At 42.9% G+C, this 14,004-nt stretch carries 12 protein-coding genes; 11 read left to right on the top strand and 1 reads right to left on the bottom strand.

Features of this window, described 5'->3' with window-relative positions; translation table 11 throughout:
• Nucleotides 1-140: 140 nt before the first annotated feature.
• A complete protein-coding gene (hxlB, locus tag IGI66_RS05315; protein ID WP_010781279.1) occupies nucleotides 141-698 on the bottom strand; it encodes a 6-phospho-3-hexuloisomerase in 558 nt (185 codons plus the stop codon).
• A 269-nt stretch (nucleotides 699-967) separates the two neighbouring features.
• On the opposite strand from hxlB (IGI66_RS05315), the gene IGI66_RS05320 reads away from it, so the two are divergent.
• From IGI66_RS05320 to IGI66_RS05370, 11 genes are all read left to right on the top strand, one after another.
• Complete coding sequence (locus IGI66_RS05320) at nucleotides 968-2,428, top strand: PTS mannitol transporter subunit IICB (protein WP_314577636.1); 1,461 nt, start codon at nucleotides 968-970, stop codon at nucleotides 2,426-2,428.
• A 68-nt stretch (nucleotides 2,429-2,496) separates the two neighbouring features.
• Nucleotides 2,497-4,488: a BglG family transcription antiterminator gene (locus IGI66_RS05325; RefSeq protein WP_438847921.1), complete on the top strand. Its 1,992-nt coding sequence runs from the start codon at nucleotides 2,497-2,499 to the stop codon at nucleotides 4,486-4,488.
• A gap of 16 nt (nucleotides 4,489-4,504) precedes the next feature.
• Entirely contained in the window at nucleotides 4,505-4,936 is a 432-nt protein-coding gene (locus IGI66_RS05330; protein ID WP_010781276.1) for a PTS sugar transporter subunit IIA, read from the top strand.
• Nucleotides 4,937-6,097: a mannitol dehydrogenase gene (locus tag IGI66_RS05335; protein WP_438847923.1), complete on the top strand. Its 1,161-nt coding sequence runs from the start codon at nucleotides 4,937-4,939 to the stop codon at nucleotides 6,095-6,097.
• A gap of 6 nt (nucleotides 6,098-6,103) precedes the next feature.
• Entirely contained in the window at nucleotides 6,104-6,754 is a 651-nt protein-coding gene (gene dhaL / locus IGI66_RS05340) for a dihydroxyacetone kinase subunit DhaL (protein ID WP_438847925.1), read from the top strand.
• 5 nt (nucleotides 6,755-6,759) lie between these two features.
• Entirely contained in the window at nucleotides 6,760-7,752 is a 993-nt protein-coding gene (locus IGI66_RS05345) for a dihydroxyacetone kinase subunit DhaK (RefSeq protein WP_438847927.1), read from the top strand.
• Between the two features lie 18 nt (nucleotides 7,753-7,770).
• Nucleotides 7,771-8,406 carry a 3-hexulose-6-phosphate synthase gene (gene hxlA / locus IGI66_RS05350; protein WP_010781272.1) on the top strand — a complete coding sequence of 212 codons (636 nt, stop codon included), beginning with the start codon at nucleotides 7,771-7,773 and terminating at the stop codon, nucleotides 8,404-8,406.
• Between the two features lie 11 nt (nucleotides 8,407-8,417).
• Nucleotides 8,418-8,978, top strand: a complete 561-nt coding sequence (gene hxlB, locus IGI66_RS05355) for a 6-phospho-3-hexuloisomerase (protein WP_314577649.1) — start codon at nucleotides 8,418-8,420, stop codon at nucleotides 8,976-8,978.
• A gap of 49 nt (nucleotides 8,979-9,027) precedes the next feature.
• Nucleotides 9,028-9,681, top strand: a complete 654-nt coding sequence (locus tag IGI66_RS05360; RefSeq protein ID WP_438847929.1) for an HAD family hydrolase — start codon at nucleotides 9,028-9,030, stop codon at nucleotides 9,679-9,681.
• A gap of 128 nt (nucleotides 9,682-9,809) precedes the next feature.
• The gene (locus tag IGI66_RS05365; RefSeq protein ID WP_438847931.1) at nucleotides 9,810-10,931 is read left to right on the top strand and encodes an aminotransferase; all 1,122 of its coding nucleotides are present in this window, start codon (nucleotides 9,810-9,812) and stop codon (nucleotides 10,929-10,931) included.
• 289 nt (nucleotides 10,932-11,220) lie between these two features.
• The gene (locus IGI66_RS05370; protein ID WP_438847933.1) at nucleotides 11,221-13,881 is read left to right on the top strand and encodes an HAD-IC family P-type ATPase; all 2,661 of its coding nucleotides are present in this window, start codon (nucleotides 11,221-11,223) and stop codon (nucleotides 13,879-13,881) included.
• The last annotated feature ends 123 nt before the right edge of the window (nucleotides 13,882-14,004 follow it).

Raw genomic sequence — 14,004 nt, forward strand, 5'->3', positions numbered from 1 at the left:
ATTGATTCAATAGAGAAAGTTTCGTTGATGTTTTCAGAGTAGGAATAAAAGAAAAATGTGCTCAAATAAGGCTTTTTATGATAAGTAATTTTAAGAGTGCGTAATCAGTTTTTGATTGCGCACTCTTTGTCGTGACACTGTTATTCCAAATCTGTATGTCTTTCCATCATACTCTCACCAGTTTCTCCCATCCTAGCCATCAACTCCAAGATGATTCCATCATAAGTAAGAAAACTGATTTGTTCAAACGCAGAGCCCATCGGCTGAATTGAAGTTAAATTGTTTTCTTTCAATTTCGGCGATACGCCAGGGAGCACGACAACAACATCGGCCAGCTGAGCGATTTCAGACTCTTTATCCATCGTCATCAGAGCAAGGGTCACGTTGTTTCTTTTCGCTTTTTTAGCAAGGGCAACCAAGCTTGGCGTAGTACCAGATCCGGAACCGATAATCAATAAATCGCCTTTTGCTGTTCTCGGACAGCTGATCTCACCCACAAGGCTAACCGCCAAGCCTAAATGAAGTAAGCGATTAGTAAATCCAGTGATGGCGACACCCGATCGGCCGGCACCGGAAAGAAAAATGTTATTGGCATTTAGGATGGCCTCTACTAATTGGTCAAGTTCCTCGTCATTTTCGTAGTTTACGAAAGATAATAACTCTTCAATAATTTCCCGTGTGTTTCTTTTTACAGACATACAAATCCCTCCAATAATTGTTAGTATCCAAAGTCTAAATAATTCTAAAAAGTCCTACAAGAGTATTTTTGACAGAGACAACCTGACAAAGGTGTCCTTTCATCCGATAGCTTTTCTGAATAACGCCACCTATAATTAATGTCAGAAGGCGCTTTCGAAAATAATTTTTTAAAAAGGATGTTGGTACAACTTTTAAAAGGATGTATAAATCTAAAAAGTGTTTAATAAAATTGGCACATGTACTTTATAGCGAAAAAGGAGGAAAAAAAATGGAGTTTCAGCAACCTGCAAATGCGAACAGCTGGCGAGCGAAGATTCAGCGGATGGGTGGATTTTTAAGTTCGATGGTTATGCCGAACATTGGTGTATTTATTGCTTGGGGGTTAATGGCAGCATTCTTCATCCCGACTGGATGGACGCCGAACGAGCATTTAAATGAACTGGTTCCGCCGATTTTGAATTATTTATTACCTGTTTTAATTGGTTACACTGGCGGATACAATGTCTATGGAAAACGAGGCGGGGCCATTGGCGCTTTGGCAACCATGGGGGTCGTGGTCGGAGCAGATATCACTATGTTGATCGGTGGGATGATCATGGGACCGATTGGCGCGATCTTAATGAAGAAAATCGACGAATTGTTTAAGGGAAAAGTCAAACCTGGTTTGGAAATGCTGGTGGATAACTTCTCCTTAGGTTTTCTCGGTTTTGCGATCGCATTGATTGGATTTGTCGCAGTAGAACCAATTTTTGCGGTGATTTTGTCCTTCATCTCTGGTGGAGTCGATTGGTTAATGGCTCGGAACTTGATTCCTCTAACCAGTATTTTCGTCCAACCAGCACAAGTTTTATTCCTAAATAATGCTGTTAACCACGGAATCATGATTCCATTGGGTACGCAGCAAGTATTAGAAACGGGGAAATCGCTCTTATTCTTAGTAGAAGCAAATGGTGGTGCTTGGGTTGGATTGTTGATCGCCTTTTCAATGTTTGGTACCGGCATGGCGAAAAAATCCGCGCCAGCATCAATGTTGATCCAGTTTTTAGGCGGAATCGGGGAAGTAGCCTTTCCTTATGCCATGATTAAACCAGTTACAATCTTAGCACCGATCGCAGGCAATATGGTAGCTTTAGCGATTGGCCAAATATTTGGCGGTGGAACGGTTGGTGCCGTTTCTCCTGGAAGTTTCTTAGCTCTATTGATGATGACACCTCGAGGAAATTTTATCGTGAACATTGCAATGTACGCTTCAGCGGTGTTGGTTTCTTTTGTAGTTGGTGCCTTTTTCTTAAAACTGAGTCTGAAAAAGGATCTTGCTGCTGAAGCCGAAGCAGAGGAGTTAGCTGTGGAAGGCGTGGGCGTTACGACTACAGAAGCCTTTGAAACAGCCATTCCAGAACCAATCGTAGCGGGAAATGCAGTGCCAACAGGTAAATTGATCAAGAATGTCATCATTGCCTGTGACGCCGGAATGGGTTCCAGTGCGATGGGCGCTTCCATGCTCAGTACTAAAGCACGTAAAAATATGCTGGAGGTCACGGTCAAAAATGTTTCTGTTGATAACATTCCCGAGAATGCTGATTTGATCATTACGAATGAAATTTTATTGGAAAGAGTAAAGGGTCTGACAAGTGATAAGCAGGTACCGATTTTAACAATCAAGAATTTCTTGGATAACAGTGAGTATGACCGCTTCATAAAATTTATCAGAGAAAATAATGGTGAATAAACCGTATCCGCTTTCATTGTAGTGTAGTATGATGAATTCTACTAATTAATAGATGGGGAGGAAGTTAGATGTATTTATCTACCAGAGAAAGCTCTATCTTAACGATCTTGTTAAATAGTAGAAGCAAGCATACGGTGCAAGATATCAGTGATCAGCTAAACATCAACGAACGGACTGTTTACAGAGAATTGAAAAATATCAAGGCAACCTTGAAAACATTCCAACTGGAGCTCGTGACGATTCCTTCACAAGGCTTTGAGATCCAAGGGAAATCCGAAAATCTTGCGGCGCTAAAACAAGCTTTTCAAAAACAGAATATCCATCAAATTTTGACCGTAACGGAACGGGTCGATTTGGTCACGCTGATTCTATTGTTGGAAGAGGACTTCATTAAGATGCAGGCGATTGCTGCAGAATTACAGGTCTCTCTTTCGACGATTAAGAAGGATGTTGCTTTTTTAACGGATAGTCTGCCTGAAAAGGGCATTCGCGTCATTTCTAAAAAAGGTGAAGGCATTAAACTTGAGGCGGACATGATCAATCGCCATATCTTGACCTTAGATATCTTGACGAAGCACGTGACTTCTTCGGAATTTATTGCATGGTTTTTACTAAAAAAGTCGAAGGATTCATTTTATAAGAAGATTTGTTTTCAAAAAATCAGTGATCCGCTCCATTTTGTTTATGAGCAGCTAGGTCAACTAAAGGCGGATATTGACGATAATGATCTGCAAGAATTAGTTGTTTTATTATCACTGTGGCTGAGTATCTGTCATTTGACTACGTTGCCCAATAATTCGATTGATACGATCGCAATCGAACTAAATCAGACGGGTAACCGGCTTTATCATCGGATGATTGAAAATCAAAAGAGCATTTTGGCTGAAAAAACGCATCCAGAATCATTTTTAGATTACTTAAAATGGATTATCCATTTGTATTTTCAAAGAGATCATACAAATGAACTTGACTTACCGCATTTTGACAATGATATCGCGATATCTGTGAAGGACATGGTGAACAATGTCGAAGCACAGTTAGGTGTAAAACTTCACGGAAATGAACGGCAAGTCCGGGATCTATCCGCTCATTTAAGAAAAGCAGTTACGCGTATCAACAGCGGTCTATTTGTTAGAAATCCCATGAAGGATGAAATCAAGAAAAACTATCTCTTTATTTTTGAGATCGTGAGTCATGCGGCGGAAGAGGTGTTTGGAAAAGAATTCTTTCCAGAAGATGAACTGTGTTTTCTTGTGCTTTATTTTGTGATGATGATCGACAAGTTATCGAATAAGGCCTTTCGCGTGCTAATCGTTTGTTCTAGTGGTATGGGATCGTCAAAGATGCTAACTAGCCGTTTGGAATACGAAGTGCCGGAAGTGTACGTCAAGGACATTATTTCACTCACTGATCTGCATAATAAAGATATCCATGAGTACGAATTAGTCTTGTCAACGATCCCATTACCACTAGCATCGGAAGATTATTTGAAAGTATCTCCCTTGCTGAATGAACAAGAATTGGCTTTAGTACAGACGAAGATCAACAACCACAAGTACTCTGATTTGAAAACGATTCAACGGCAAAAGCAGATGAATGTAGCAGATTTTGAGCATCATCTGATGAAAAGATTATTTTACGCACAAAAAGTATTAGAGTTGATGAGGTATTGCCAGTTCAGAGAAGAAGTGATTTTTACGACAAAAATCAAAAAAAAGCGTGATGTATTCAAACGTTTAGCTGAATTTTTAGAAGTTGATGAGGCCAAGCTGACGAATAGTATCCAGACAACTGCGCAGCAGGAGCAAACGGTGCTCTTTATTATTCGTAAAAACGCAACATTTTCGGCAGATCGGATTCAGGTAATATCTGAGGCATCAAAACAATTAGGAAACTACTATTTAGTCGTAGTAGACACTGCCGAAAGTCTTTCGGGAATTAGCCATAAATTTTATCGTCAAGTCAAAGAAATCTTTTTTGACCATGTCTATGATCTCACTAAGATCGGATCATCTGATGATTTGAAAACATATTTAGTAAAAATGAATGAAATTGTATAGATTGCGAGATGGGAAAATGAAAATTTTTAAAGATGAGAATATCCAATTGAATCAGCACTACGAAAATAAAATCGAAGCCATTTTAGCAGCCGGAACTATTTTAGTTGAAAATGGCTATGTGGCAGAAAGCTATATTCAAGATATGCTGGCGAGAGAGGAAGAAGTATCGACGTACATTGGCAACCACATCGCTATCCCTCACGGTATTGTGAAATCAGTTGAGAAGATTCATTCTTCGGGTATTTCATTATTGCAAGTACCAGAAGGGATAGATTTTGATGGCAATACTGCGTACTTAGTATTCGGAATTGCGGGGAAAAACAACGAACATCTCGAGATCTTGGGTCAAATCGCGACTATTTGCTCTGAGATGGAAAATGTCGAGATTCTTCGTCATGCAACATCGAAAGCAGAGATTCTAAAGATTTTTGAGGAGGTCGTCGTTTAAATGAAACAAGCATTGCACTTTGGCGGAGGAAGTATCGGTATCGGCTTTATCGCTGACCTGTTACATGATTCCGATTACGAAACTACAATTGTTGATATAGATAGTGAGTTAGTTAAGCAAATCAATGAAACCGCCACTTTTGATCTCTATTTAATCAATGAGGATTACAAAAAGAAACAACTGACCCATATCCACGCACTGTCGTCGATCGAAGATCAAGCAGAAATCATTGAAAAAATCAGTACCACGGACTTGATTACGACAGCAGTCTGGGCGGAAAATTTACCAAAGATTGCACCAGTTCTTTTACAAGGGTTGAAAAAACGCGCTGATATTGGAGGAAAGCGAGTAAACATCTTAGCCTGTGAAAATGCGATGTTTAACAGCGAGATTTTACGTAAAGCGATCCTTGCTCTAGAGCCGGCGGCAGATCATTGGCTGGATGCTATTGCGGCATTTCCTAACACCGCAGTGGATCGGATGGTCCTTGCATCTGAACATGACGGGAAAAAGACCATCGACATCGGTCGTGACCATGAGTTAGTGATCGAAGAATCAAAACTCGTCGATCCAGTAGACAAGCCGATCAAGGAAGCCGTCTATACGACTAATTTGAAAAAGTATATCGAACGTAAGCTTTACGTTGTCAATTGCGGTCACGCATGGGCGGGATTTATTGGCTTTGTTCATGGCTATTCAATCATACAAGATGTTTTTCATAATGAAGACTTGGTGCAGATGATTCGTGAGACGATGTGGGAATCAGCACATTTATTGATGGAAAGATACGGCTTTACAAAGCAGGATATGATTGATTACATTGATTTCATTATGGATCGTTATCAGACACCTGGTATCAAAGATATGATCACACGTGTTTCCCGCTCACCTATTCGCAAGTTACAGCCAGAAGAACGCTTAGTAGGGCCATGTGTCCAATGTGAAGAATTGGGTCTAGAAAATAAACGCTTATTGGAAGGGATCGCGGCCGCTTTTCTCTTTGACAATCCAGAGGATGAACAATCCGTGGAACTCTTGGCGTATGTTCATGAGCATGGGATTGATGATGCGATCATCCATTTCACTAATATATCGTTAGATACTCGAATGCATCAGGTGATTAAAGAAAATTATCAGAAATTTCTGGAAATGAAAGGATAAGCCGACATGAAGACGGAATTTTCCAATCAAGCAGGGAGTCAAATTGTAGACGCGGTTATTACAACGATCCAAGCCAATAAAGAATATTTAAGCGAAGTCGATAGTCACGGCGGTGATGGTGATCACGGCATCAACATGAACAAAGGCTTCACATTTGCCAGACAAGAACTGGATGAGTTGCCAAGCTACACTATGAGTGATGGCTTTAAGGTGATCAGTCAGGTGTTGGTCAATAAGATCGGCGGCTCGATGGGCCCTTTATATGGCAGCTTTTTCAGAGGACTTAGCGCAGCATCGAGAAAGAACGAGCAGATCGACAAGGAAGTCATACTGAAAATGTTGAAAAAATCCTATCAAAACCTCGCTAATCTGACCGATGCGCAGGTTGGGGATAAGAGTTTGATAGACGTGTTGGTTCCAACAGTTGAAGCCTATGAACAAGCTTTTGCAGAAGATGGCTCCTTTGAAGACTGTTTGACGAGCTCGCTAAGTGCCGCTAAAGCAGGGCTGGAATCAACTAAGATGATTCCAGCAAAAATCGGACGAGCAAGTCGGATCGGTGATCGTTCGATCGGGCATCAGGATGCTGGAGCAACGTCCTGTTATTTGATTATTGAAGCGCTGGTAACTACGATAAAAGAATTGTTGGAGGAATAGAAGCGATGCAAATTTTCGTGAATGATCCAGATTTTATTGTTGAAGATATGCTGAAGGGCTTTGCTGCGGCGCACCCTGAAATTATGATCTCACCATTGAATGATCGGGTAGTAGCCCTCAAAGATAAGAAGGAAAAAGTCGGCGTCATTACCGGTGGCGGCAGCGGACACGAACCAGCTTTTCTCGGTTATGTGGGTGAGGGCATGCTGGATGCAGTAGCGATTGGTGAAGTTTTTGCCTCGCCGCCTGCTCAAGCATTTTTCGATGCCATGACCGAGGCTGATAATGGTCAGGGTGTCGCGTGTCTTTTTGGTAACTATGCTGGAGATACTATGAACGTCAAAATGGCGATCCAAATGGCCGAAGATGAGGACATTGAAGTGAAGTATGTGGTCGCAACAGACGATATTGCCTCTTCGCCTAAAGAAACTCGTGAAAAACGTCACGGAATCGCCGGCGGCTATTTCATGTGGAAGGTTGGTGGAGCCAAAGCAGCGGCCGGTGGAACATTGGATGAAGTCATCGCGGTGGCACAGAAAGTGGTTAATCGAACGAGAAGTATTTGTGTCGGGGTCACACCTTGCACGATTCCAGCTGTAGGGAAGCCGAATTTCTTGATTGATCCGGGCACGCTGGAGTTTGGGATCGGTCATCATGGTGAGACGGGAATTGAAAAGAAACAACTGGGCAGTGCCAATGAAATTGCGATTGAAATGACAGAAGCGATTTTAACTGATTTCGCTTTTGATGGAAATAAGAAATTAGCCGTGATGATCTCAGGTTTGGGCTCGACCATGCTGATGGAACAATATGTGGTGTGCGGACAAGTTCTGGAAACATTGAAGGAAAAAGGTCACAGCGTCGAAAAAGTTTATATCGGCAATTTTGTCACATCGCTGGATATGGGTGGCATGTCATTGACAGTCGTCGATTTAGATGATGAAATCACGGAATTAATGGATGCTGAGGCACAAGCAGTAGGGTTGAAAAACTATTAAAGGATAGGATGGACAAAAATGAAATTACAACTAGCTTTGGATGAGTTAAAATTAGAGGAAGCACTGATTTTTGCAGAAAAGGTTCAGGAACACGTCGATATTATTGAGATTGGCACGCCGTTTGTGATTGATTCTGGAATGGAGGCTGTGCGCCGCTTTAAAGAAAAATTTCCCAATAAAGAAATTTTATCTGATGAAAAGATTATGGACGGTGGCTATTACGAATCGCAATTAGGCTTCGAAGCTGGAGCTGAGTATGTGACGGTTTTGGGTGTGACCGATGTGGCGACGATCAAGCAATGTGTCAAGGCAGGAAATGATTTTGAAAAACAAGTCGTGGTTGATATGATCTGTGTCGCGAATCTTGCAGAAAAGGTCGCTGAGATGGAAGAGCTGGGTGTGGACGTTTTGGCGGTTCATACAGGGGCGGATCAACAAGCCTGCGGACGGACGCCGCTAGATGATCTGAAGGTCATGACTTCTTGCGCGAAGAAAACTAAGATTGCCGTAGCAGGTGGCATCAGCAGCAAGACGATCGATAATTATGTTGCACTGAATCCTGATATCATCATCGTTGGCAGCAGTATTACTCACGCGCCGGATCCTGTAGAAGAAGCACGCTTGATCAAAGAAGCGATGCTGGCGAAAGCGTAGGGTGATAGCTGATGACACCATCAAAAAACTTATCGGCTATCTTAACCGAATTGACAGAAGATGCACAGCAGATTGATCAAGCCCAATTGGAGCAGGTTCAAGCATTGATCTTACAAGCAAAAAGAATTTTTATCGCGGGTGCCGGACGCTCTGGTTTTGCCGCCCGGGCATTTTCTAACCGCTTGATGCATCTAGGCTTTACTGTATACTTTGTAGGCGAACCAACGACACCTTCGCTCCGTAAAGGTGATCTGATAATTATTGGATCAGGTTCGGGACGGACATCAGGTCTAGTGAATATGGCGGAAAAGGCAAAAAGTGAGCAAGCCCAATTAGCGACGATCACGATTCATCCGAAAAATCCGATCGGTACAATGGCGGATGCGCTGATTCAAATTCCCGGCATCTCAACGGGAGACAAAGCGACTGAAAAGGCGCCATCGATTCAGCCCAATGGTTCATCCTTTGAACAGCTCTCTTGGCTGGTCTACGATTCCATGATCGTTGATTTGAAAAAGGAGTTAAAACAAGATCAGACGGATATGGATTACCGTCATGCAAATCTTGAATAAAAATCGGCATCGAGCTTTGGCTCGGTGCTCTTTGGGTAGGGAGGACATAATGAAAATTGCATTGTTTGATTTGGATGGAACACTAATCGATTCTGAACGCTATTATTTTTCTATTTGGCAGGAGTTGATGGCTGAAGAAGGGTATTGTTTGGAAAAGGATTTTTATCAAAGTGTGGTGGGCTCACCAACGTCGATCTTGAAGGAGAAGTTTCAACAGCATTTCGGCGAGCTGCCGATGTTTGATCGCTTGTTCGAGGAGTTTATGGATAGACGGAAACAGGCACAGAAGAATGCGGTTTTTCCCATAACCGAAGGCTGTCATGAGTATCTGGATTATCTAGCAAAAGCGAACATCACCTGTGGGATCGTTACGTCTAGTTATCAAAAGGAGGCTGAAGGGATTCTAGAGAATATGTCACTTGCTTCCTATTTCTCTTTTGGGGTTTATGGCGATCAGGTGAACAAGGGAAAACCTGATCCGGAAATCTATCTCAAGGCGATCGAGCTTGCTAAGCAGCCAGCGGATCAGATCATCGTTTATGAGGATTCACCTAATGGCATATTAGCGGCTGTTCATGCCGGACTGTCCTGTGTTCATATTAAAAATTTTGTTGATCCTACGCCGGAGATCGAACAGCTAGTCGAAAGCAGCTGCATTGATTTTTTTGAAGTTTTGGATGGATTGACGCTTTCTTCAGACTAAGCAGCCGAGAGCTGCTTTTTTTGTGACGTATAAGTAAAATCCTATTGGCTAGATGAAAGCCTATCCTCTATAATAAAAGGACGATGAAAGTTTGATAACAGTATTTTCATCAAAGAGAGGAGCAAAAAATGAAAATAGAGCCGTTTAAAGTGGAATTATGGATGAATGAACATGAAGAGAAAGCCATTTACAATACAGGGGAGACCTGTGTTGATTCGATCAGTATGGACGAGTTATTTGAGATCGCTGGACTGGACAAGGAAAAAGCGTTGACTGAACTTACGCAAAAGCGTTTGACTTATGGACATATTTTCGGCAATCCAGCGTTTAAAAAGGGAATCGCCTCTCTTTATGAAACAATCAAAGAAGAAGAGCTCACGACCACTCATGGGGCGATCGGCGCGAATCATTTGGTGCTGTATTCACTGGTTGAACCTGAGGACGAAGTAGTCGCCGTATTGCCAACTTATCAGCAGCTATACTCGATCCCTGCGTCGTTTAGAGCGACTGTGAAGCAGCACGTACTGACACCTGAAAATCATTTTCTGCCAGACATCGCAGAATTAAAGGAGATGGTCAGCAAAAAAACTAAACTGATCATTCTCAACAATCCAAACAATCCTTCCGGTTCATTGATGGATCGAGAGATGCTGGAAGAAATCATCGCGATTGCTAGAGAAGCAGGTGCGTACATCCTCTCTGATGAAACGTACCGTGGGTTGACACAGGCGGATGTTGAAAGTCCCTCGATCGCGGACATGTACGAAAAAGGAATCAGCGTCAGCAGCATGTCTAAGGTCTGGTCGCTGGCCGGTCTGCGTTTAGGCTGGATCGCGACGAAGGACAAAGAAGCACTAGAGCAATGCATCCTTCATCGGGACCACAACACGATCAGCTGCGGACTTATTGATGAGGAATTGGCGGCGATCGCTTTAGCGAACAAAGAGAAAGTGTTGGCTCGTAATCAAAAGATCATTCGAGACAACTTGAAAATTTTGGACGAGTGGGTAGCGAAGGAACCGCATATTTCTTATGTCAAACCTCAGGCTGGAACGGTAACACTGCTGTATTATGACTTTAATCGATCAAGCAGAGAGCTCTGTCTTGATTTGATTAATAACCATGGCTTGTTGTTTACGCCGGGAGAATGCTTCGAGTTTGAAGGGTGCGTTCGAATCGGCTATGGCTGTAAGACAGAAGAGCTGCTTGCGGGTCTCGATAAATTTTCTGATTACTTAGCAACGATCTAGTGTAAGAAAGGCGATCCTTTGAACGAGAAGGATCGCCTTTCTTTATCTATTTATATTTTGCCTTTTTATTAAATTCATTCAATAAATTTGACGAAAATTTTTAGTTTTGTTAGATTGAACTTACTAAAACAAGTGGAGGTGAGCGGTACATGGACCCTGACGCCGAACAGACGTCGTTGTTAAAACAAAAAATTCCTTATTTTCAAAAAGAATAGGCAGGCTTATTTCAGTGCGTTGTATAAAGCAAGGTGCTTTTTTGTCGTATTCAAAAATAAGGAGAAGAGAACGAATGAAGGAAGACTATCACCAGAGTATTCACAAATTAAAAAAGGATTATTTGAATGAGGATTTTGAACAAGGACTGACAGTCAGTGAAGCAGAGAAGCGGTTGCTGGCAGATGGACCGAACAAGCTGGAAACGAAGAAAACACCAAAGTGGCGGCTGTTTGTCCGCCAGTTCCATAATATGATCATTTATATCCTGATCGTAGCAGCGTTATTAACGGTCTTGATGGGGCATTCTTCTGATGCTGTAATCATTGGATTCGTTATCGTGATCAATGCGCTGATTGGGTATTATCAAGAAGCAAATGCCTCTGACGCGTTAGAAAAAATCAAGGAAATGCTTGCTGCAGAAGCAACGGTCTATCGTGAAGGGCAACGAATGGATATCCCGACAGAGGAGCTGGTCGTTGGAGACGTCGTTTTCTTAGAAGCAGGAGACCGGGTGCCCGCAGATTTACGAATCGTTGATAGCGACAACTTGCGGATTCAAGAAGCTTCACTGACCGGTGAAGCCGATTCGATCGAGAAAACAGCAGAGGATCTGCCGACTGAAGACGTTCCGTTAGCTGAACAACTCAATCGAGCGTTTGCCTCCACTTCCGTAACGAACGGGAGCGGATTGGGCGTGGTCACAGCAACAGCCGAAAAGACACAAATTGGTCAGATTTCGATGGAAGTTGGTCAGGTGAAGACGCGTAAATCTCCATTGATGCAGCAGATCGACGGACTTGGAAAAGGTGTTTCTTATGTCGTGATCGGCGCGGCGGTGTTGCTGTTCATTTTTGGTCTATTGCTAGAGACGTATTCATTATCGGTCTTATCATTGGCGATCGTTACAATGATCGTAGGTTCGATCCCAGAAGGATTGCCGGCTACGACTTCCGTGATATTGGCGATGGGTGTCAGCGACATGGCGAAAAACAAGCATACGATCGTTAAGACATTGCCTGCGGTTGAGACGCTAGGTTCCGTGGACGTTATCGCTACTGATAAAACAGGGACATTGACGAAAAACGAAATGACCGTCAAAGATGTTTTTCTGGCGGGTCATCACTATCAGGTGAGCGGGAATGGCTATGAACCAAAGGGAAGGATCACGGAAGAAGGTCGTGAAGTTCAGAAGGATGAGACACTTGAATTGTTCCTAGAGGCAGGGTATGAAGCCAACGACACATTGCTGAACAAAGAAAAAGATCGTTGGACAATCAATGGAGAACCGACAGACGGGTCCTTCCTGACGTTGTATCATAAGTATTTTGGTGAAGAACAGGAATCCAGCTATGAGGAAGTCGATATGCTGCCTTTTGATTCAGAATATCGCTACATTGCGAAATTAGTCAAAGATGCGAAGGGCAAACAACTGATTTTCATCAAAGGATCGCCCGATAAGCTTTTTCCAATGGCGCAACTGCAGGACGATTCGTGGTCTAAGATCGTGCGCGACCTTTCAGAGACTGGAAAACGGGTGGTCGCAGTTGGGTATAAAGAAGTTTCGCCTGAATTAGACGAAATCAGTCATGAGCTTTTGTATGAAGGAATCACATTACTCGGTTTGGCCGGGATCATTGATCCGCCCCGGGAAGAAGTGATTGAATCATTAAAGGACATGCGTAAAGCCGGAGTAGAGGTCAAAATGATCACCGGAGACCATCCGCTGACTGCCAAGACGATTGGTGAGAAGCTCGGATTGGCACCAAGGATACGAGTCATCACTGGTCAAGAGTGGGATCAACTCTCTCAGCATGAGAAAGAAGAAACCGCCGTTTCCCACCAAGTATTCGCACGAACGACACCGAAAAATAAGCTGGAGATCATCGAAGCTTTGCAGGCAAAAGACAAAGTGACCGCAATGACTGGGGATGGGGTCAATGATGCCCCCGCCTTGAAGCGAGCAGATATCGGTGTAGCGATGGGAATTCAAGGGACGGACGTAGCGAAAGATTCCGCGGACATGATTCTGACCAATGACCATTTTGCGACGATGTCCTTGGCGATCCATGAAGGGCGCCGGATCTATGACAATATCAAGAAGAGTATCTTATTCTTATTGCCCACGTCCTTTGCAGAAGGACTGATCATTGCTTTCACGATCCTAATGCAGCAAGAAATGCCGCTTCAGGCGACACAGCTTTTATGGATCAACATGGTCTCAGCCATCACGATCCAATTCGCCTTTATTTTTGAGCCGGCAGAAGACCAAATCATGGAACGTCCGCCGCAAAAGACGGGGAGCCGTTTAATGGACAAACACGATATTTTTCAAATGGGCTACGTTTCGATTTTGATGGCGCTCATCAGTATCATCGCCCATGACTGGCTGTTGGCCCAAGGCGTCGATCAAGCCACGGCCAGCACGATGATGGTGAATATCATTGTTATCAGCAAAATTTTCTACCTATTCAATATTCGTACCTCTAAATTTGCTTTATCAAAAGAATTCTTCAGCAATAAACCGGCCTTCTTGATTATCGGGGTCATGATTCTGCTGCAAGTGATTCTTACCTATGTACCGTTTATGCAGCATGTCTTCCATACCGCCTCTATGAGTGTGGTCGAGTGGGGCATTACGCTGTTGGCCGGATTGATGATTTTAGTGATTACTGAAATCGATAAATGGATTCGGTTGAAACGTCAAGAAACACAAATTGAAGAACTATACAATTAATCAAACGCTGGACTAGAGATAGTTCAGCATTTTTTTTTGACGGTAAATTATTATTTTTCCCATGAATAGGAAAAAAGTAAGTTTGTAGGCTAGCTCCTAGATTTCCTATAATAAGCATGTAAA

This window comes from Enterococcus sp. AZ048, from assembly GCF_051715125.1.
GTDB lineage: Bacteria > Bacillota > Bacilli > Lactobacillales > Enterococcaceae > Enterococcus_A > Enterococcus_A gilvus.

Bases quoted from the DNA above. Each gene is read 5' to 3' on its own strand.
- hxlB (WP_010781279.1), bottom strand. From the start codon at position 698: ATGTCTGTAAAAAGAAACACACGGGAAATTATTGAAGAGTTATTATCT.
- IGI66_RS05320 (WP_314577636.1), top strand. From the start codon at position 968: ATGGAGTTTCAGCAACCTGCAAATGCGAACAGCTGGCGAGCGAAGATT.
- IGI66_RS05325 (WP_438847921.1), top strand. From the start codon at position 2,497: ATGTATTTATCTACCAGAGAAAGCTCTATCTTAACGATCTTGTTAAAT.
- IGI66_RS05330 (WP_010781276.1), top strand. From the start codon at position 4,505: ATGAAAATTTTTAAAGATGAGAATATCCAATTGAATCAGCACTACGAA.
- IGI66_RS05335 (WP_438847923.1), top strand. From the start codon at position 4,937: ATGAAACAAGCATTGCACTTTGGCGGAGGAAGTATCGGTATCGGCTTT.
- dhaL (WP_438847925.1), top strand. From the start codon at position 6,104: ATGAAGACGGAATTTTCCAATCAAGCAGGGAGTCAAATTGTAGACGCG.
- IGI66_RS05345 (WP_438847927.1), top strand. From the start codon at position 6,760: ATGCAAATTTTCGTGAATGATCCAGATTTTATTGTTGAAGATATGCTG.
- hxlA (WP_010781272.1), top strand. From the start codon at position 7,771: ATGAAATTACAACTAGCTTTGGATGAGTTAAAATTAGAGGAAGCACTG.
- hxlB (WP_314577649.1), top strand. From the start codon at position 8,418: ATGACACCATCAAAAAACTTATCGGCTATCTTAACCGAATTGACAGAA.
- IGI66_RS05360 (WP_438847929.1), top strand. From the start codon at position 9,028: ATGAAAATTGCATTGTTTGATTTGGATGGAACACTAATCGATTCTGAA.
- IGI66_RS05365 (WP_438847931.1), top strand. From the start codon at position 9,810: ATGAAAATAGAGCCGTTTAAAGTGGAATTATGGATGAATGAACATGAA.
- IGI66_RS05370 (WP_438847933.1), top strand. From the start codon at position 11,221: ATGAAGGAAGACTATCACCAGAGTATTCACAAATTAAAAAAGGATTAT.